At 64.9% G+C, this 18,006-nt stretch carries 18 protein-coding genes and 4 tRNA genes; 17 read left to right on the plus strand and 5 right to left on the minus strand.

Translation table 11 applies throughout. From position 1 onward, the window contains the following. Positions 1–38: 38 nt before the first annotated feature. The gene (locus CA606_RS08825; protein WP_181242858.1) at positions 39–290 is read right to left on the minus strand and encodes a DUF2842 domain-containing protein; all 252 of its coding nucleotides are present in this window, start codon (positions 288–290) and stop codon (positions 39–41) included. Beyond that, a complete protein-coding gene (locus CA606_RS08830) occupies positions 287–538 on the minus strand; it encodes a GlsB/YeaQ/YmgE family stress response membrane protein (RefSeq protein ID WP_096051471.1) in 252 nt (83 codons plus the stop codon). Before CA606_RS08830 ends, CA606_RS08825 begins: the two co-directional genes overlap by 4 nt. A 150-nt stretch (positions 539–688) precedes the next feature. Here CA606_RS08830 and CA606_RS08835 point away from each other — a divergent pair, with 150 nt between their 5' ends. Beyond that, entirely contained in the window at positions 689–1,720 is a 1,032-nt protein-coding gene (locus CA606_RS08835) for a COX15/CtaA family protein (RefSeq protein WP_096051470.1), read from the plus strand. Positions 1,721–1,831: 111 nt separating this feature from the next. Here the strand turns inward: CA606_RS08835 and CA606_RS08840 are convergent, their stop codons facing one another. Continuing rightward, on the minus strand, positions 1,832–3,232 hold the full coding sequence (locus CA606_RS08840) for an alkaline phosphatase PhoX (protein ID WP_096051469.1): 1,401 nt from the start codon (positions 3,230–3,232) through the stop codon (positions 1,832–1,834). Between the two features lie 236 nt (positions 3,233–3,468). Between CA606_RS08840 and rplM the strand changes: the two genes are divergently transcribed. From rplM to argC, 3 genes are all read left to right on the plus strand, one after another. Then, positions 3,469–3,942 (plus strand): 50S ribosomal protein L13, encoded by a 474-nt coding sequence (gene rplM, locus CA606_RS08845; protein WP_096051468.1) that lies wholly within the window; start codon positions 3,469–3,471, stop codon positions 3,940–3,942. Positions 3,943–3,945: 3 nt separating this feature from the next. Further along, positions 3,946–4,419, plus strand: coding sequence for a 30S ribosomal protein S9 (gene rpsI, locus CA606_RS08850; RefSeq protein ID WP_096051467.1), 474 nt, complete (start codon positions 3,946–3,948; stop codon positions 4,417–4,419). Positions 4,420–4,510: 91 nt separating this feature from the next. Then, on the plus strand, positions 4,511–5,464 hold the full coding sequence (gene argC, locus CA606_RS08855) for an N-acetyl-gamma-glutamyl-phosphate reductase (protein WP_096051466.1): 954 nt from the start codon (positions 4,511–4,513) through the stop codon (positions 5,462–5,464). A gap of 6 nt (positions 5,465–5,470) precedes the next feature. Here argC and CA606_RS08860 read toward each other — a convergent pair whose 3' ends face one another. Both CA606_RS08860 and CA606_RS08865 read right to left on the minus strand, forming a co-directional pair. Further along, a complete protein-coding gene (locus tag CA606_RS08860; RefSeq protein ID WP_096051465.1) occupies positions 5,471–6,103 on the minus strand; it encodes a DUF1287 domain-containing protein in 633 nt (210 codons plus the stop codon). An 87-nt stretch (positions 6,104–6,190) separates the two neighbouring features. After that, the gene (locus tag CA606_RS08865; protein ID WP_181242859.1) at positions 6,191–8,200 is read right to left on the minus strand and encodes a class I poly(R)-hydroxyalkanoic acid synthase; all 2,010 of its coding nucleotides are present in this window, start codon (positions 8,198–8,200) and stop codon (positions 6,191–6,193) included. An 89-nt stretch (positions 8,201–8,289) separates the two neighbouring features. On the opposite strand from CA606_RS08865, the gene CA606_RS08870 reads away from it, so the two are divergent. The 13 genes from CA606_RS08870 (at position 8,290) to CA606_RS08930 (ending at position 17,517) form a co-directional block, all read left to right on the plus strand. Further along, positions 8,290–8,730, plus strand: a complete 441-nt coding sequence (locus CA606_RS08870; RefSeq protein ID WP_096051464.1) for a hypothetical protein — start codon at positions 8,290–8,292, stop codon at positions 8,728–8,730. 108 nt (positions 8,731–8,838) lie between these two features. After that, a complete protein-coding gene (locus CA606_RS08875) occupies positions 8,839–10,059 on the plus strand; it encodes an LL-diaminopimelate aminotransferase (RefSeq protein ID WP_096051463.1) in 1,221 nt (406 codons plus the stop codon). A gap of 36 nt (positions 10,060–10,095) precedes the next feature. Further along, a complete protein-coding gene (locus CA606_RS08880; protein WP_096051462.1) occupies positions 10,096–11,385 on the plus strand; it encodes a homoserine dehydrogenase in 1,290 nt (429 codons plus the stop codon). Positions 11,386–11,459: 74 nt separating this feature from the next. Continuing rightward, positions 11,460–12,413, plus strand: a complete 954-nt coding sequence (gene glpX / locus CA606_RS08885; RefSeq protein ID WP_096051461.1) for a class II fructose-bisphosphatase — start codon at positions 11,460–11,462, stop codon at positions 12,411–12,413. A gap of 60 nt (positions 12,414–12,473) precedes the next feature. Next, positions 12,474–13,451 (plus strand): class 1 fructose-bisphosphatase, encoded by a 978-nt coding sequence (locus CA606_RS08890; RefSeq protein WP_096051460.1) that lies wholly within the window; start codon positions 12,474–12,476, stop codon positions 13,449–13,451. Between the two features lie 67 nt (positions 13,452–13,518). Then, a complete protein-coding gene (recJ, locus tag CA606_RS08895; protein ID WP_096051459.1) occupies positions 13,519–15,339 on the plus strand; it encodes a single-stranded-DNA-specific exonuclease RecJ in 1,821 nt (606 codons plus the stop codon). Between the two features lie 116 nt (positions 15,340–15,455). Next, positions 15,456–15,530: transfer RNA gene (locus CA606_RS08900), tRNA-Glu, on the plus strand. Positions 15,531–15,575: 45 nt separating this feature from the next. Further along, positions 15,576–15,650: transfer RNA gene (locus tag CA606_RS08905), tRNA-Glu, on the plus strand. Positions 15,651–15,822: 172 nt separating this feature from the next. Beyond that, the gene (gene cspD, locus CA606_RS08910; protein WP_096051458.1) at positions 15,823–16,413 is read left to right on the plus strand and encodes a stationary phase survival cold shock domain protein CspD; all 591 of its coding nucleotides are present in this window, start codon (positions 15,823–15,825) and stop codon (positions 16,411–16,413) included. After that, entirely contained in the window at positions 16,382–16,939 is a 558-nt protein-coding gene (locus CA606_RS08915) for a DUF192 domain-containing protein (RefSeq protein WP_096051457.1), read from the plus strand. Before cspD ends, CA606_RS08915 begins: the two co-directional genes overlap by 32 nt. A 64-nt stretch (positions 16,940–17,003) precedes the next feature. Beyond that, positions 17,004–17,080 (plus strand) — tRNA-Pro (locus CA606_RS08920). Between the two features lie 26 nt (positions 17,081–17,106). Beyond that, on the plus strand, positions 17,107–17,412 hold the full coding sequence (locus CA606_RS08925; protein WP_096051456.1) for an ETC complex I subunit: 306 nt from the start codon (positions 17,107–17,109) through the stop codon (positions 17,410–17,412). A gap of 28 nt (positions 17,413–17,440) precedes the next feature. Continuing rightward, positions 17,441–17,517 (plus strand) — tRNA-Arg (locus CA606_RS08930). Positions 17,518–18,006 lie beyond the last annotated feature (489 nt).

The following is an 18,006-nucleotide window of genomic DNA, read 5'->3' on the forward strand; positions in this document are numbered from 1 at the left end:
AAGGCCGCCCGGAAGGGCGGCCTTTTTCGTTTCCAGCGCTATCGCTCGCCCGTGTTCAAGGGCTCGTCAGCCTTGCCCATCCAGCTGATCAGCGGGATTACGGGCAATATCCAGCCCATGCCCAGCGCCACGAAATAAACCAGGTGGATGAAGCGGTTCTGCGGGAGGTGGTCGTAGAGGCTGGTGAAGATCCAGATCCACGCGAACAGAATCACCATGACGCCGATCGAGCCGATCAGCTTCCGCAGGCGCGCGGGTATCATGCGGGGCGGGCCGGAAGGGGTGTTCACGCGGGTCTCCGAATGAGGCCAAGGATGGCCAGGAACAGGATTGCGCCGACGCTGGAGACAATCAGCTCACCAATGAAGCCGGCCAGGTGCAGGTCGATGCGTGAGGCGATGAAGGCTCCGATGAACGAGCCGATCACGCCGATCAAGAGCTTGATGAACAGCGAGTGGCGACGAGCCAGGACGATATCCGCGATCCAGCCCGCCAGGATGCCGATCACCGCGGCCGCGAAAACCCCCATTCCGCTCATCGATCGCTCCGCACCGTTGGCAACTGGCGATCTTTCGCACGAAGCGGCGGCTCCGTCATGTCGGGCCACAGAGAGATTGATGCAGTCCCTTCTCAGGCGTAGGGAAAGGTTCGCCGCAATTCGGCCCACAAGTGACGCTTTTCCGAGCCCATGACGTCTTTCCTGCGTTCCGACCGCTCGCGCCCTGTCGCGATCTGGCTCTTCATCGTCGCCGCCATGGTGTTCTCCATGGTTGTCGTCGGCGGGGCGACCCGTCTGACGGATTCTGGCCTGTCGATCACGGAGTGGCAGCCGATCATGGGCGCTTTGCCGCCCATGTCGGACCAAGCCTGGCTCAAGGCCTTTGAGCTCTACAAGCAGATCCCCCAGTTCCAGTTGGTCAACCCGGACATGACCCTCCAGGAGTTCAAGGGCATCTTCTGGTGGGAATGGGCGCATCGTTTCCTGGGACGCATCGTCGGCGCCGCCTTCGCCATTCCATTCGTGGTGTTCCTGATCCGTAGGGACATTCCTCGCCGCCTGATCTGGCGTTGCGCAGCGATGCTGGGCCTGGGCGGCCTGCAAGGGCTGGTGGGCTGGTGGATGGTGTCCAGCGGTCTGTCCGAGCGGGTCTCGGTCGCGCCGGAGCGTCTGATGACGCACCTTGGCCTGGCCCTGGCGCTCTTCGTTTTGCTGATTTGGACCGCGCTGGACGCCTGGAACGGCGCGCCGCGTGTGGAAGAGCGCAGCCCCTGGCGCGGCTGGGCGCTGGCGTTTCTGGGGGCGGTCTTCTTTCAGAGCCTGCTCGGCGCCCTGGTCGCGGGCAATGACGCGGGCCTCGTCTACAATGACTGGCCGCTCATGAATGGGCGCTTTTTCCCAAGCGATTATGCCACCGCCGGAATCTGGAGCACGCTGGCGCGCAGCCAGGCGGCGGTCCAGTTCAACCACCGTCTGATCGCCTATGCGGTTGTGATCGCGGGCATAGCCATCGCGGTGATAGCCCAGCGCGATCGCTTGCTGGTTCCGCATGGCAAGCAAGCGGCCCTGGCGGTGGCGGTCGTCGTTTCGCTCCAAGCGGCGCTTGGCGTCTGGACGCTGGTCGCGGCCGTGCCCATCAGCCTGGGCGTGCTCCATCAAGCCGGCGCGGCGGTTCTGCTGGCGGCGTCTACGATGTTCGCCTGGCGCGTGCGCAGGCCTTGATCGGCGCTCGGTTACGTCTCCGGAGCGCCGCCGCCTAGAACCTGTCTGGTTGAGATGAAACCACCTGAACCGGACAGGCTCTGGACACGCGCGGACTGAACGCGCTCTGGACTATGCCTTGACCTCGCCCCAGGGGCCTGAGATCGCCAGGGTGAAGCCTGGGTTCTGCAGGTTGACGAAGAGGGTGCCGCCGTCAGGCGAGAAGCACGCGCCGGCGAACTCCGCATTGGCCGCGTGGACGTTGCGGGCCAGCGTATAGACCTTACCCTCGGGCGTGATGCCGCGCAGGTGATTGCGAAGGGTGTCCGAATAGCGGTCCTCGCAAACGATGACGTGGCCCCAGGGCGCCACAACCAGGTTGTCGGCATAGTCAAGAACGCTAGTGTTCTGGCTTTCGACGAACAGTTGAAGCTTACCCGGCTGATCCGCCTCGCCCGGCTGGCCTTCGACGGCGCTGGGCACATAGCGGAAGATTTGACCGGCGCCCTTGGGGCCGCCCGACGTAGCCGTGAAATAGAGCTCGCCGTTTCCGAAGAAGAGCCCTTCGCCGCGAGCGACAATCGCAGCGCCCGCCTTGTGGCCACGCCGACGCAGGTCGTCATTGGGGCTATCGACGCCGTCCAGATCGATCCAGCGCACATCCTTCCAGCCGCCTGTCGCAAAGGACTTTTCGCTCTGGTTCCGGGTGTCACCGCCTTCCGGCGCATCGACGAGACCCAGGGCCTGCAGACGGCCGCCGGCCGCCAGGTTGCGGCGATCGTTGGGAAGGTAGCGATAGAAGAGGCTGTCGGCGACATCCTCGGTCAGATAGACGACCCCGGTGCGCGGATCGACGCACGCGGCCTCATGTTTAAAGCGGCCCATCCCGGTCAGGGCGACAGGCTCGACCAGGCCGATGTGGGCGCTGGGGACCTCGAAGACATAGCCGTGGCTCTTGCCGGCTCGGGCGCCGGCCGCGAGCGTGGTCTCCTCGCAGGTCAACCACGAACCCCAAGGCGTGACGCCGCCCGCGCAATTGACCAGCGTGCCCGCGATGCTCATGTGCTGGCGCTCGGTCTGGCCGGTCTTGAGATTGTAGAGCTGGGTGCTCGTCCCGCCAGCGAACGCGGCGCCGTCACCGTTGAAGTCCCAGACGCGGCTGCGGTCGATGCGGTCGATGAGGCTTTGGCGCGGACCAAACGCGGTCTTCTCGACGTCAGACGCCGACATCTCGTGATTACGGACCAGCAGGACCTTGTCGTCGCCGGCCGCGAAGCAGCCCATGCCGTCGAACTTGCCAGGCAGGAGCAGGCCATCGCTCATCGTCTCGCCGACCTGGGCGATCACGCGATAACGGAAGCCGGCGGGCAGGTCGATCATGCCCTTGGGATCGCGCACCAGAGGTCCATAGCCGGTGACTTCGTTCAGATAGGTCTCGGCCTGCGAAGCGCCGTCTTGGGCCCGTGCGGCGAAGGCGCCGAAGGCCATGCTGGTGGCGGCTGCGCTCAGAAAGGTTCGACGGGATACGACCATGGATCTTTCCTCGGGAAGGGGGCGTAGAACGCTATGCCGCTGTTTCATGACGATTGGAACACAGGAATGTGGTATCATAATACCCCATCCATTAAGTTACTGTTTTAAAATGGATTTTGGTAAAAGTGTCCATCTGCGTGTTGACAGGCCTCGCCACGTCGCGTAACAGCCGCCGCTCACGCCGACGGAGCCTCTTTCAGGGCCCCGGACGCACTAAAAATTACGGATCAATCCCAATGCAGAAGATCACGGCTTCCTTGAAGCCAGCCGAGGTCGAGAAGAAGTGGATCGTGGTCGACGCCGAGAACGCCGTTGTCGGCCGTCTGGCTTCGTTCATCGCCATGCGTCTCCGCGGCAAGCACCGTCCGGACTACACCCCGCACGTCGATTGCGGCGACTTCGTCGTCGTCATCAACGCCGACAAGGTGAAGTTCACCGGCAAGAAGCTGGACGACAAGGTCTACTACCGTCACACCGGTCACCCGGGCGGCATCAAGGAAACCACCCCCCGCAAGGTGCTGGGCGGTCGTTTCCCCGAGCGCGTCCTCGAGAAGGCCGTTGAGCGCATGCTGCCCAAGGAGAGCCCGCTGGCTCGCAAGCAGCTGACCCACCTGCTCATCTACAACAACGGTGAGCACCCGCACCAAGCGCAGAGCCCGGAAGTCGTCGACTTCGCGGCCCGCAACAGCAAAAACACCCGGAGCCTCTAAGTCATGACCGACGCACAAGGCTTTGAAGCGCTGGCCAGCCTGTCCAGCAACCCGGAAGCTGCCGCTCCGGCCGAACCCAAGATCGACGCCCAAGGCCGCTCGTACGCGACCGGCAAGCGCAAGAACGCGATCGCTCGCGTTTGGATCAAGCCGGGCAAGGGCTCCATCACGATCAACGGTCGTGATCAGGAAGTCTACTTCGCCCGTCCGGTGCTGCGCATGATGATCGCTCAGCCGCTGGAAGTGACCGATCGCCTGGGTCAATTCGACGTCGTCGTGACCGTCGAAGGCTCGGGTCTGTCTGGTCAAGCCGGCGCGATCCGCCACGGCCTGTCGAAGGCTCTGACCTATTACGAACCCGGCCTGCGCCCGGTCCTGAAGCCGCACGGCTTCCTGACCCGCGACAGCCGCGTCGTCGAGCGTAAGAAGTACGGTAAGGCCAAGGCCCGCCGCAGCTTCCAGTTCTCGAAGCGCTAATCGCGACGATTACGTCTACGGGAAGGGGCGCTTCGGTTCTGCCGAAGCGCCCTTTTTCTTGTTCTGTCTCTTGTTCGGATTGGAGTCCGCCATGGCGAACGCTCCCAAGGTCTTCATCGACGGCGAAGCCGGCACCACCGGCCTGCAGATTCGTGAGCGCCTGATCGGCCGCACCGATCTGCAACTGGTCTCGATCGACCCCGACAAGCGCAAGGACGCCGATGCGCGCGCCGAGATGCTGAACGGCGCCGACGCGGTGATCCTGTGCCTGCCCGACGACGCGGCCAAGGAAGCCGTCTCGCTAGTCAGCGACCCGAACACGGTGATCATCGACGCCTCGACCGCCTATCGCACGGCCGAGGGGTGGGCCTATGGCTTTCCGGAGCTCGACCAGGACCAGCGCGGCAAGATCGCCGCGTCCAAGCGGATCTCGAACCCCGGCTGCTATCCGACCGGCGCGATCGCCCTGACGCGGCCGCTGGTCGAGGCGGGGATCCTGCCGGCGGCACTGCCTGTCTCCTACAACGCGGTCTCGGGCTACAGCGGCGGCGGCAAGGCGATGATCGCCGAGTTCGAGGACGAGAGCGCGGCCAACTTCACCAAGGTCCCGTTCCGGATCTATGGGATGTCGCAGGCGCACAAGCACGTGCCGGAAATGCAAAAGCACGGCGGCCTACTGCAGCGTCCGTTCTTTGCTCCGGCTGTGGGACGCTACATGCAGGGCATGATCGTCGAGATGCCGCTGCACTTCTCGACGCTCCACGGGACGCCGTCGCTTGGCGCGATCCATCAAGCGCTGTCGGACCACTACCAGGGCGAGCGGTTCGTCGAGGTCGCTTCGCTGGACGAAGCCAAGGGTTTGACCACCTTGGACCCCGAAGGCCTGAACGGCACCAATCGCCTGAAGCTGTACGTGTTCGGTTCGGACGCCAGTGGTCAGGCGCGCCTGGTGGCGCTGCTCGACAACCTGGGTAAGGGGGCTTCGGGCGCCGCCGTGCAGAACCTCAACATCGCGCTGGGTCTCGACGAGGGCGCGGGTCTCTGATCCGTCTCAGACCCGCCAGCGGTAGTGGCCGGTGGGCTTGTGAAGCTTGAAGCGCCATAGCGGCTCTTCCTTGACGCCATCGCCGATATTGTGCGCCACGCGCACTTGGTCTGGCCCGCTGACTGCGACGCCCAGATGCGGACGTCCGCCCGTCAGCCGCCAGGTCAGGATATCGCCCGGGGCGACGTTCTGGAACGCGTCTCCGCCGAGAAGGCGCGGGCCGGGCAGGGGAAGCCTGGCGTTCTGGCGCGCGAGGAACGCTTCGAGGTTCAGCACGCGACGATGATCGATGTTAGCGTCGGGTGAAGTCAGGCCCCACTCGCGCCGCGACGGATAGGCGTCGAACGCCGTCTTCATGTCCTCATGGACGCGCCGCTGCAGGTCAATGTCCCAGGCGTCGCGGGCGGCGCGGATCAGCACATCGGAGCAGACGCCGCTCGTCCGCAAGACATCGCCATTCGGATACCCAATGGAGCGGTAACTGGCGTCGTAGGCGACCGTAATGCCGATCTGGGCTCTCGCCGCCGCCGCCAGCTTTCGCCCCGCGTCCGGAATCAGCGCGTGGCTAAGGTCCGCCCGCGCCAGGAAGGGCGCGGCAGCGAATATCCCCAAGGCTGTCCGTCGGTTGAGCGTGAGCATGGCGCGGAAGCTTGGCCATGATCCTGGCGACTTTTAGGCGAACAGGGTTCGTTTTCGACTGTTGCGGCGGATGGCCTGCGATAAGCGCTACGGTTGTGACTTTACGAGCACAAACGAACCGGGGGCGTCCTCCAGCGGCTTCAGCTTGCCCTTGGCCGGGTCACGGGCTGGAACCTGCTCGCCAGAGCGCGACTTCAGCCACGCCGACCAGTGCGGCCACCAGGAGCCTGGCTGCTCCTGCGCGCCCGCGATCCACTGCGAAACGTCCGCCGGGAGCTCGTCGTTGGTCCAGTGCTGGTACTTTTTGGCGTCGGGGTGATTGATCACGCCGGCGATGTGGCCCGAGCCCGCCATGGTGAAGGTCACCGGACCGCCGAACGCCTTGGCGCCGCGATAGACGCTGCGATAGGGGGCGATGTGGTCGTCCTTCGAGGACTGAACATAGATCGGCGTCTTGACCGTCGACAGATCCAGATGCTCGCCGCCCAGGCTGAGCTTGCCGGTTGTCAGGGCGTTGTCCTTGTAGAAGTTGCGTAGATAGAACAGATGCAGCGCCTTGGGCATCCGCGTCTGATCGGCGTTCCAGAACAGCAGGTCGAACGGGCGCGGCTCCTTGCCCATCAGGTAGTTGCTGACGAAGAACGACCAGATCAGGTCATTGCCCCGCAGCGCGTTGAAGGTGTCGGCCATGGATTGGCTGGGCAGGAAGCCGCCCGCCTGATCCATCTGCTGCTCGATCGACTGCAACCACTCCTCGTTGGTGAACAGGAGCAGGTCGCCGGCTTCGGCGAAGTCCTGCTGGGCGGCGAAGAAGGTGGCCGAGTTGATCCGCTTGTCGCCGCGCGCGGCCATGTGGGCCAGGGCGACCGAAAGCAGGGTGCCGCCGATGCAGTATCCGACGGTGTTGACCCGATCGACCCCGCACTGGGTCATCACCTGCTGGGTGGCGTCGTAGATTCCCTCGAACATGTAGTCTTCGAAGGTCTTGGCCGCGAGCGTCTGGTCGGGATTGACCCACGAGGCGACGAACACCGTGAAGCCCTGGCCGGTCAGCCAGCGGATCATCGAGTTCTCTGGCCGCAGGTCCATGATGTAGAACTTGTTGATCCACGGCGGGAAGATCAGCAGCGGGATCTCGCACACCGTGTCCGTGGTCGGGTCGAACTGCAGCAGCTGCAGGATGTCGTTCTGGTAGACGACCTTGCCCGGGGCGGTCGCGACGTTCTCGCCGACCTTGAACTTGGCCAGATCGGTTTGGCTGATCGCCAGCTGGCCGCCGCCACGCTCGAGGTCCGCCGCGAAATTCTCCATGCCGCGCACCAGGCTCTGCCCCTGGGTCTGGACGACTTCGCGAAGGGCGGCCGGGTTTGAGATCAGGAAGTTCGACGGCGAGAACGCGTCGGTCAGCATCCTGGTGAAGAACTCGACCCTGCGCTTGGTCGCGGGATCGACCCCGTCCACCTCGGCGATCAGCCCATTCAACCAGTTCGACGAGAGCAGGTAGGACTGCTTCATCAGGTCGAACATCGGGTTCGACGCCCAGTCAGGATCATTGAAGCGCTTGTCGCCAGCCGAGGGGGCGACCACAGGGGTGACCGCTTCCCCGGCCGCGCGTCGCGCCGCGTTCTGCCAGAGTTCCATGTACTGGCCAAAAAGGTCCGCCTGGGCCCGCATAAGCCGATCTGGCTGGGCCGCGAGACGGGTCATCACCTCGTTCAGCGCCGGGGCGACGTGGAAGGGATCCGGGCTCAGGGCGGCGGGGCGATCGGCTTGGCGCAACGCCGCTTCGGCGATCGCGCCCTGGGCGGTGACCGCGGCGCGCGCGAGATTCGCCGACAGGGTCTCGACCATCTTCAACTGATCGGGCGACAGCATGGTCTCGAACGGTGGGAAGGCGCGAGCGTCTTCACGCGGCGGCGGGGAGGCGCGGGCCGAATCGCTCTGCGGCGGCGCCTCGATGGCTTCAGGCTTTGCTTTCGGCTTTGCCGACTTGGCGGCGGCCTTGGGTTTCGCGGCGGCCTTTTCAGCCTTCGCGGCCTCATCGGCCTTCGTCGCGGCCTTCTTCCGAGGCTTGGGGGCGGCCTTCGCCGTGGCCATGAGGTTTCCTCCGCGAATCCAAAGCCGGCTAGAGAAAAGCGCTGAACGCCTTTCGCTCGCCGCGATCATCGCATAAGACCAGAAACAAGATGAACGGCGAAACCCGCAAAATCGTACGCGTTGGTTTGATCCTCGGCTTTGCGGCCGGTGTGACCGCGTGCGCCAGCCCGTTCTCGTCCAGCAAGGTCGATCCCAGCTCGCCCGTCGCGGCGGCCGCCACGGCTGCGGCCAACACCAAGGGACCGCGCCGGAAGTTCTCGGACATCCCCGTGATCCCGAAGGATGTGCCGACCAACGCGCAGATTCGCGCGAACGTCGTACAGCAGCAGGCCGCAGGCGCGGCTTTGACCAAGGCGACGGCGCCGAACACCTGGGAACTGAAGGACTCGGAACCCTACGCCGCCAAGGCGCGTCGCGACGCCAACCCGCCTGCGTTGGCCGCGCCGACCGAAGCCGACCGCGCAAACACCGAAGCCTTCGCCCGCGCAGCCCGCGGCCGAGCTAGCGCGCCTCCGTCCCAGCCCCAATAGGGCGACGGAGGCATAATCTTCCTTTAGCTGGCTTGGCTTGGCCCCGCTTGGGGTCTATCCATGCCCGACTTTCGCTCCCAAAGCGCCGAAGCGGCGCATAGAGCCCTCATGAGCACCGATTTTCACCGTATCCGTCGCCTCCCGCCCTACGTCTTCGAGGAGGTCAACAAGATCAAGGCCCGGCTGCGCGCCGAAGGCACCGACATCATCGACTTCGGCATGGGCAATCCCGACATGCCGACGCCGCAGCATATCGTCGACAAGCTGATCGAGACCGCGCGCGATCCCAAGGCTGGGCGTTACTCCGCCTCCAAGGGCGTGCCTGGCCTGCGCAAGGCCATGGCCAACTACTATGGCCGCCGTTTCGGCGTGAAGCTGAACCCGGACACCGAGGTCATCGCCACACTGGGCTCCAAGGAGGGTTTCGCAAACCTGGCCCAGGCGCTGACTGGACCAGGTGACGTCATCATCTGCCCGAACCCGGCCTATCCGATCCACGCCTTCGGCTTCATCATGGCGGGCGGTATCATCCGCCACGTGCCGGCCCTATCGCCCGAGGAGTACCTCTCCAACATCAGCCGCGCGGTGAAGCACTCGGTGCCGCCGCCCAGCGTGCTGATCCTGTCCTATCCGTCGAACCCGACGGCCCAGTGGGTCGACCTGGACTTCTACAAGGACGCTGTTGCGCTGGCCAAGAAGCACGACCTGCTGGTCATCAGCGACGTCGCCTATGGCGAGATCTATTTCGACAACAATCCGCCGCCGTCGATCCTGCAGGTGGACGGCGCCAAGGACATCGCCGTCGAGGTCAATTCGCTGTCGAAGACCTACGCCATGGCCGGCTGGCGCGTGGGCATGGTGGTCGGCAACGCGCGCATCTGCGCCGCCCTGGCGCGCGTGAAGTCGTATCTCGACTACGGCGCCTATACGCCCGTGCAGGTGGCCGCCGCGACGGCCCTGAACGGTCCGCAGGACTGCGTCGACGAGATCCGCGGCATCTACAAGAGCCGCCGCGACACGCTGATCAAGTCGATGAAGGCCGCAGGCTGGGACATCCCAAACCCGCCGGCCTCGATGTTCGCCTGGGCCAAGATCCCCGAACCATATCGCGAAGCCGGCTCAATGCTGTTCTCGCGGCTGCTGATCGAGGAAGCCGGCGTCGCTGTCGCGCCGGGCATCGGCTTTGGCGAGTACGGCGAAGGCTATGTGCGGATCGGTCTGGTCGAGAACGAGCACCGCATCCGCCAGGCCGCACGCAACGTGAAGAAATTCATCACCAACGCCGACTCCATCCTGGCCAAGGCCCACAACAAGATGGAACAGGCCTAAGAAGGCTGCGTCGGACGGCGTAACGAGGATTCGAAGATGACGAACAAGACCTGGCGCGTCGGCGTCGCGGGCCTGGGTACGGTCGGCGGTGGGCTCCTGCAGTTCCTGGCGGAGCGTCCCGGCTTCGCGCCGGCCGGCGACCAAGCGGTCGTGACGGCGGTGTCCGCCCGATCGAAGTCGCGGCCGCGTACGGTCGACATCTCGAACCTCGTTTGGTTCGACGACCCGGTGGCGCTGGCCGCCTCGCCCGAGATCGACATCTTCGTCGAGCTGGTCGGCGGGTCGGATGGTCCGGCCAAGGCTGCGGTCGAGACCGCTCTGAAGGCTGGCAAGCCGGTCGTCACGGCCAACAAGGCCTTGATCGCCGAGCATGGCGCCGAGCTGGCCGCGCTCGCCGAAGCCACCAACACGCCGCTGCTGTTCGAGGCGGCGGTCATGGGCGGTGTCCCGGCCGTGAAGATGATGCGCGAGGCCCTGGTGGGCGACGATATCATCTCGGTGGCCGGCATCCGCAATGGCACCTGCAACTTCATCCTGTCTGAGATGGAGAAGACCGGTCGCTCGTTCGCCGACGTACTTCGCGAAGCGCAAGGCCTCGGCTACGCCGAGGCTGACCCGACCATGGATGTCGGCGGCTTCGACGCCGGCCACAAGGTCAGCATCCTGGCCGCGCTGGCGTTCGGCTGCGCGCCCAACTTCGCCGCCGCCGAGATCGAGGGCATCAGCGAGGTCGACCTGCTCGACATCAAGCTGGCCAAAGACCTGGGCTACCGGATCAAACTGATCGCCGGCGCGGCCAAGTCCGAGGATGGCGTCGCGGTGAAGGTGCATCCATCGCTGGTGCCGCTGGATCATCCGCTGGCCCAGGCCGGCGGCGCGCTCAACGCCCTGTTCATCGAGGGCAAGCGCATTGGCCGGATCTTCCTGCAGGGGCCCGGCGCCGGCGCGGGTCCTACGGCTGCCGCGGTCGCGGCCGACATCGCCGACGTGATGACCCGGGCGGTGCGCCCGGTGTTCCAGGCGCCGGCCGGCGACCTGAAGCCCTTTGTCTCGATCGATCCGTCCAAGGCGGTGGGCAAGGCCTATCTGCGCGTGATGGTCCAGGACCAGCCCGGGGTGATCGCGGCGATCTCGGAAACCCTGGCCGAATGCGGCGTGTCGATCGACAGCTTCCTGCAAAAGCCTGTGGAAGGGGCGGGTGGGGTGCCGATCGTGCTCGTTACCCATGCGACGCCTGAATCGAACCTCCTGGACGCGATTAGCCGCATCGAAAAGCTGCAGACCGTGCTAGAGCGTCCCCGCCTTCTGCGCGTCGCGCGCATCTAAAGACCCGAAAAACTGGGCGACGAAGGCGACATTGGGAACAAGGCCGCCTCGGTCGAGGCGGTCGGGAGAAACGGATGAGTTCGAACACCCTGGACCGTGCTCTGGTCCTGGACGCCGTTCGCGTGACCGAAGCCGCCGCCATCGCCTCGTGGACCATGCTGGGTCGCGGCGACGAGATGGCCGCCGATCAGGCCGCGGTCGACGCGATGCGCAACGCCTTGAATGAGCTCGACATCGACGGCGAGATCGTCATCGGCGAAGGCGAACGTGATGAAGCGCCGATGCTCTACATCGGCGAGAAGGTCGGTACGGGGAAGGGCCCTCGCATCGACATCGCGCTGGACCCGCTGGAAGGCACCACTCTGGCGGCCAAGTCCCAGCCCAATGCGCTGACGGTGATGGCCTGGGCGCCCAAGGGCACGCTGCTCAACGCGCCCGACACCTATATGGACAAGATCGCCTGCGGTCCTGGCCTGCCGGCCGGGGTGATCGATCTGGACCGTTCTCCCGCCGAGAACATTCAGGCGGTCGCCGACGCCAAGGGCGTGGCGGCCTCGGAGATCACGGTCTGCGTTCTGGATCGGCCGAGACACGCCGAGATCATCGCGGGCGTTCGCGCCGCCGGCGCCCGTATTCATCTGATCACCGACGGCGACGTCGCCGGCGTCATCAACACGACCGACCCGTCGACCAGCATCGACCTTTATCTCGGATCGGGCGGAGCGCCTGAAGGCGTGCTGGCCTGCGCGGCGTTGAAGTGTGTCGGCGGACAGTTCCAGGGGCGCCTGCTGTTCCGCAACGCCGACGAGCGCGCACGCGCCGTGCGCTGGGGCGTCACGGAACTCGACAAGAAATACGACCTCCACGAGATCGTTCGCGACGAGGCGATCTTCGCCGCGACCGGCGTGACCCGTGGCGGCCTGTTGGACGGCGTCGTCTATCGCGACGGCTGTGTCCACACCCACACGCTGGTGATGAACTCTTCGACGGGCACCGTCCGCGAGGTTCGCATGAAGCGGAAGGTCTGAAACCTTCCTGTCACGGCCGTCGCGTAGATCGGCCGCTCTGCTTTCGGTTCGAGGACGAGAATGACTGCTTTTGTCGACCTGGCCGCCCGGCTCGCGGCCGAGCCGGCGGACGCCGCCCTGAAGGACGTGGTCCTGGCCATCGCCGAGACGTGCGCGCGGATCAGCGGCGTCGTGGCCTCGGGCGCCCTGTCGGGAAGCCTGGGCGCGGCGGGCAGCACGAATGTCCAGGACGAAGAGCAGAAGAAGCTCGATGTCATCACCAATGATATGTTGAGCGACGCCCTGAAGGCCTGCGTTCCCGTGGCGGGCCTTGCCTCCGAGGAACTGGAGGAGGTCGAGCCCACAGGCCGTGTCGGCGGCTATCTGGTCACCTTCGATCCGCTGGACGGCTCCAGTAATATCGACGTCAACGTCTCGGTCGGCACGATCTTTTCGATTCTGCCGGCGCCGTCCGGCCATGCGCCGACGGAAGGTGACTTCCTGCAGCCGGGGCGCAACCAGGTGGCCGCCGGCTACGCCGTCTATGGTCCTCAGACGATGCTGGTCGTGACGCTCTCGAGCGGCGTCAACGGCTTTACGCTCAGCGCCGACGGCCGCTGGCTGCTGACCCATCCGGATATCGCCATCAAGCCCGACACGGCCGAGTTTGCGATCAACATGTCCAATCAGCGCCATTGGGCGCCGCCCGTGCGCCGCTATATCGACGGCTGCCTGCAGGGCAAGGACGGCGTGCGGGGCAAGAACTTCAACATGCGCTGGGTGGCGTCGATGGTGGCCGACGTTCATCGGATCATGATGCGCGGGGGCGTCTTCATGTACCCCTGGGACGCGCGCGAACCTGACAAGCCGGGCAAGCTGCGCCTGATGTACGAGGCTAATCCGATGAGCCTGCTGGTCGAGCGGGCGGGTGGCAAGTCGATCGAAGGCCTGGCTGAAATCCTGGACATCAAGCCGAGCAAGCTTCACCAGCGCGTGCCCGTCGTCCTGGGGTCCGCCAATGAGGTCGAGGTCATCCGGGCCGAGATGCGGGCCGGCTGACGCACGTCCGACCCTGTCGTGCGGACGCCGCATGGTTCGAATCCTTGCGACACGCTAGGTTCGTCCGATGCCTGCCGATGGTGTCACCTCTATCTCCTCCAGCGTCTTCCTGGGTGTCGAACGCTCCCTGAGCGGTCGTAGCTGGCGCGAGCGTCCGGCTGATCTGGCCGTGGTCCGCGAGATCCAGCAGCGTCACGGTCTGATCGAACCCTTGGCCCGGGCGCTGGTATCGAGAGGCGTGACCCTCGATCACGCCGAGCACTATCTGCGACCGACGCTGAAGGCCCTTTTTCCTGATCCGTCTCTGTTCACGGACATGGATCGAGCGGCCGAGATCCTGATCGACGCCCTGGAGCGCGGGCGACCGACCATGGTGTTCGCTGACTACGACGTCGACGGCGCCACCAGCGCCGCACAGTTGGTCCGCTGGTTCCGCTATATGGGCGTGGAACTGCCGATCTATATTCCAGACCGTCTGACAGAGGGCTACGGCCCAAGCCCGGCGGCGTTCCGCAAGATCCGGGATGGCGGAGCCGAGCTTGTCGTGACGCTCGACTGTGGCGCGGCGGCTTACGACGCCATCGCCAGCGCTGGCGAGATCGGGCTGGAGGTCGTCGTGATCGACCACCACCTGATGCGCGAGGATCCGCCGGCCGCCGCCGCCGTGGTCAACCCGAACCGGCCGGGATGCCAGAGCGGGCAGGGCGTCCTCGCGGCGGCGGGGGTCACCTTTGTTCTGCTGGCGGCCCTCAACCGCGAGGCGCGCAAGCGGGGCCTCTTCACCGAGGAGCGGCCGCAACCCGATCCCCGCCAGTGGCTGGATCTCGTCGCCTTGGGCGAGGTCTGCGACGTCACCCAACTGGTGGGCTTCAATCGTGCGCTGACAGCCCTGGGCCTGCGCGCCATGGGCAGCTGGGCCAATCCAGGCTTGAAGGCGCTTTTCGAGGTCGGCAAGGGCTCGGGCGAGCCTTCGGTGTTCACGGCGGGCTTTATTCTGGGACCGCGCATCAACGCCGGCGGTCGGATCGGACGCTCCGATCTAGGCGCGCGCCTTCTGTCCACCGACGATCCGCTGGAGGCCCGCGCGTTGGCCGAGGAGCTCGACAGCCTCAATACCGAGCGCAAGGCGGTTGAGGCCGCCGTCGTCGAAGAGGCGGCGGCGATTCTCGAGCGCGGCAGCAACTTCAATCCCGATGCGCCAGTGATCGTGGTGGCGGGCGACGATTGGCATCCCGGCGTGATCGGCATTGTCGCGGGGCGCCTGCGGGAGCGCTATCGCAAGCCAGTAGTCGTGATTGGGATCGATCGGGCCGCGAATGTCGGCAAGGGCTCGGGCCGATCGCAGCCGGGCGTCAACCTCGGCAAGGCGATTCAGGCGGCGTTCGAAGCTGGCCTGCTGATGGCCGGAGGCGGCCACGCCATGGCGGCCGGGCTGTCGATTCGTCCCGAGATGATTCCCGAGTTCCGCGCCTTTCTGGAGGAGCGCCTAGCGGGTGAGATGGAGGCCGTCGGTGTCGAGGCCGTGGAGGTCGACGCCCTGGTTCAGCCCCGCGCCGCCAATCGCGCCCTGCTTGATGACTTCCAGCGCCTCGCGCCGTTCGGACCCGGGAACCCGGAGCCCTTGTTCGCCCTGACCCAGGTCCGGCCGGAGCGTGTCTCGGCCCTGAAAGGCGGTCACGTGCGTATGGATCTGGTCGGACCGACGGGCGACCGCATCAAGGCGATCAGCTGGCGAAGCGCCGAAACGCCGCTCGGACAACGATTGCTGGCGGGCGGCGGCCCTTTGGATGTTGTCGGCAAGCTCAAGCCCGACGACTACATGGGCCGCAACGGCGTTCAGCTCGAGATCGAGGACGCCCATGATCCGCGCGCGCGCTACGCGGACTAGCCGGCGCGCCAAGATTGAGTGGCGAACAGGCGAAAGTTCGGACTGAAAAAAGTATTTTAGAGCGGGTTGCGCACCCCAAACGGTGCGGCTATACACCCGCTTCCTCGCGGGGGCGTGGTCCCTTCGTCTATCGGTTAGGACGCCAGATTTTCAATCTGGAGAGAGGGGTTCGACTCCCCTAGGGACTGCCACCCGCGAGGCCATATATCGGCTACGTTCCGCTCCGGCGGCGATGTGGTCCCTTCGTCTATCGGTTAGGACGCCAGATTTTCAATCTGGAGAGAGGGGTTCGACTCCCCTAGGGACTGCCATCTTCGGCTGTATTTCAGAATTATTTCCACATTGTAGCTGCGACGAAATGTCGCGGAACGTGGTTTCGCGCGTTTTTCGCGCGATTCCGCCATTGACGGCTCTCCTCACGCGAGAACACTGTTCTTGTAGTGCTTGCTCCGATGGGCTGATTGGGCAAGCCAGAGGGGTGGGATGTCTGGTTACGATTTTGAGGACGCTGCGGCGCACGAAGAGTTCGTGCGCATCAGCGGCAAGGTGAAGTGGTTCGACGCCGGCAAAGGCTATGGGTTCATCGTACCGGATGATCCCGGCCAAACTGGGCTCAAGGACGTGCTTCTGCATGTGACCTCGCTGCGCAACTGCGGCCGTGAGACCGCCATGGAAGGCGCCGTGATCGTTTGCGACGTCGTTCGGCGCACCAAGGGCTGGCAGGTCAGCGAGGTCGTCAATCTCGACGAAAGCAGCGCGCCGTCGCCGCTGGAGCGACAGCGACGGACCTTCGCCGAAGGCCCAGTGCGCCGCGATGGTCTGCGTGAAGGCCATGGTCGTGGCGCTCTGACGCCCGAAGGCCCCGCCGAGCACGCCAAGGTGAAATGGTTCAACCGCACCAAGGGCTATGGCTTTGTCATTCGTGACGCAGAGCCCGGCGACATCTTCGTGCACATCGAGACGCTGCGCCGAGGCGGCCTTGAGGACCTGCAGCCGGGCGATGACGTCCTGGTGCGGTTCGCGCGGGGACCCAAGGGGCTGGTTGTCGCCGAGATCACCGCAGGCGACGCCTGACTTTCGCCGCTTAGTGCAGGAAGCTAGTCTCGCAAGAGACTGGCTTTTCATGAGGCGACGCGTGACCGAATTCAGGATCGAGAGGCGGACCCTTCTCGCCGGGCTGGCGCTTGCCGCCGGCGCCGGAAGCTCGGCGCTTGCGGCCACCAAGCTGGAGACGGTTGAAGTCGTCACCAGTCGCGGCCGTACGCGGTTTCAGGTCGAGATCGCCGCCACGAAAGCCGAGCAGGCGCGGGGCCTCATGTTCCGCAAGTCGCTCGCCCCTGATCGCGGCATGCTCTTTACCTACACGCGTCCGCAACCGGTCGCCTACTGGATGAAGAACACGCTGATTCCCCTGGATATTCTCTATATCCAGGCCGACGGTCGGGTCCTGTCCATCGCCCGCAACGCCCGCCCGCACGATCTGACGCCGCTGGCGTCGGGCGGTCCGGTGCTGGGCGTGCTGGAAATCGCGGGCGGCCGCGCGGCGCAGCTGGGCATCCTGCCGGGCGATCGCGTGCTGCATCGCATCTTTCCGAAGTAAACAGGTGCGAGCCTTTGTTGATCCGCGCGCCGAACCCCTGTAGAGCAGCCGCCTGCCGATGTTTCGGAGCGTAGCGCAGCCTGGTAGCGCATCTGTTTTGGGAGCAGAGGGTCGCAGGTTCAAATCCTGCCGCTCCGACCATCGGTAAGGTACTTTGGGAGAGGTCCATGCTGGCCCGCATCTATCGCCCCGCCAAGAACGCTATGCAGTCCGGCAAGGCCAAGACCAAGGACTGGGTGCTGGAGTTCGAACCGGCCAGCGCGCGCAAGCCCGACCCGCTGATGGGGTGGACCACCTCCAGCGACATGAATGGCCAAATCCGCCTGAGCTTCGAGACCCGCGATGAGGCTGTCGCCTATGCTCAGCGCCACGAAATCGCCTTCCAACTCTTCGAGCCCAAGACGCCGAAGCGTATCCTCAAGGCCTACGCCGACAACTTCGCGGCCAATCGCAAGCAGCCCTGGACCCACTAGCGCTGCTGCGTCATGAGCCGGCGAGCGCGCGCCCTTAGCTCAGTTGGATAGAGCATTCGCCTTCTAAGCGAACGGTCGCAGGTTCGAATCCTGCAGGGCGCGCCAGCCGGGCACGGGTGAGAATAGCTTCATAAAATCAATAGCTTACTGGGCGTCCATTTCGGCGTTTTCGTCGGTCTGCGGCGGGCGTTTTCGTAAGCATATGATTTAAATCAAGTTTCTATTTCTCTATCCATCATGGTGAGAGCCGGGCGGGGATGCCGTCGTGGCCCCGAATTATACGCCATCAAGCGGGCTGATGACGCCCGCAGGTGACTCTTCTCTGACCTGGGGAGGGTCCGCTTTCTGGAAGCGGTTATGGCCACCATCGATGCCAGGATGCGGAGACAGGCAAGCGTTTGACTGATAATCCCCGCGTGCATTGATGTATGGCTGAGTAGTTTGTTGTGGTGGATAAGTTTCGGTGGCCGGTGTGGCGGTCTGTCGCGTGCGGCTGAATGCCGCTATCGCCATAGTTGATGAATTTACCCTCGTTTAATCCTGCAGAGTAAAAATCCATGGTGATATTTCGCGCGGCTAAAGCGTGAAACATAG

Origin of the sequence: Caulobacter vibrioides, from assembly GCF_002310375.3 — a bacterium.
In the GTDB taxonomy this organism is placed as follows: domain Bacteria; phylum Pseudomonadota; class Alphaproteobacteria; order Caulobacterales; family Caulobacteraceae; genus Caulobacter; species Caulobacter vibrioides_D.

Excerpts from the sequence above, each read along its gene's own strand:
- CA606_RS08830 (WP_096051471.1), bottom strand. The coding sequence starts at position 538 with ATGAGCGGAATGGGGGTTTTCGCGGCCGCGGTGATCGGCATCCTGGCG.
- rpsI (WP_096051467.1), top strand. The coding sequence starts at position 3,946 with ATGACCGACGCACAAGGCTTTGAAGCGCTGGCCAGCCTGTCCAGCAAC.
- CA606_RS08860 (WP_096051465.1), bottom strand. The coding sequence starts at position 6,103 with ATGCTCACGCTCAACCGACGGACAGCCTTGGGGATATTCGCTGCCGCG.
- CA606_RS08870 (WP_096051464.1), top strand. The coding sequence starts at position 8,290 with ATGAACGGCGAAACCCGCAAAATCGTACGCGTTGGTTTGATCCTCGGC.
- CA606_RS08875 (WP_096051463.1), top strand. The coding sequence starts at position 8,839 with ATGAGCACCGATTTTCACCGTATCCGTCGCCTCCCGCCCTACGTCTTC.
- recJ (WP_096051459.1), top strand. The coding sequence starts at position 13,519 with ATGCCTGCCGATGGTGTCACCTCTATCTCCTCCAGCGTCTTCCTGGGT.
- CA606_RS08925 (WP_096051456.1), top strand. The coding sequence starts at position 17,107 with ATGCTGGCCCGCATCTATCGCCCCGCCAAGAACGCTATGCAGTCCGGC.
- cspD (WP_096051458.1), top strand. The coding sequence starts at position 15,823 with ATGTCTGGTTACGATTTTGAGGACGCTGCGGCGCACGAAGAGTTCGTG.
- argC (WP_096051466.1), top strand. The coding sequence starts at position 4,511 with ATGGCGAACGCTCCCAAGGTCTTCATCGACGGCGAAGCCGGCACCACC.
- CA606_RS08890 (WP_096051460.1), top strand. The coding sequence starts at position 12,474 with ATGACTGCTTTTGTCGACCTGGCCGCCCGGCTCGCGGCCGAGCCGGCG.
- rplM (WP_096051468.1), top strand. The coding sequence starts at position 3,469 with ATGCAGAAGATCACGGCTTCCTTGAAGCCAGCCGAGGTCGAGAAGAAG.
- CA606_RS08865 (WP_181242859.1), bottom strand. The coding sequence starts at position 8,200 with ATGGCCACGGCGAAGGCCGCCCCCAAGCCTCGGAAGAAGGCCGCGACG.
- CA606_RS08840 (WP_096051469.1), bottom strand. The coding sequence starts at position 3,232 with ATGGTCGTATCCCGTCGAACCTTTCTGAGCGCAGCCGCCACCAGCATG.
- CA606_RS08880 (WP_096051462.1), top strand. The coding sequence starts at position 10,096 with ATGACGAACAAGACCTGGCGCGTCGGCGTCGCGGGCCTGGGTACGGTC.
- glpX (WP_096051461.1), top strand. The coding sequence starts at position 11,460 with ATGAGTTCGAACACCCTGGACCGTGCTCTGGTCCTGGACGCCGTTCGC.
- CA606_RS08835 (WP_096051470.1), top strand. The coding sequence starts at position 689 with ATGACGTCTTTCCTGCGTTCCGACCGCTCGCGCCCTGTCGCGATCTGG.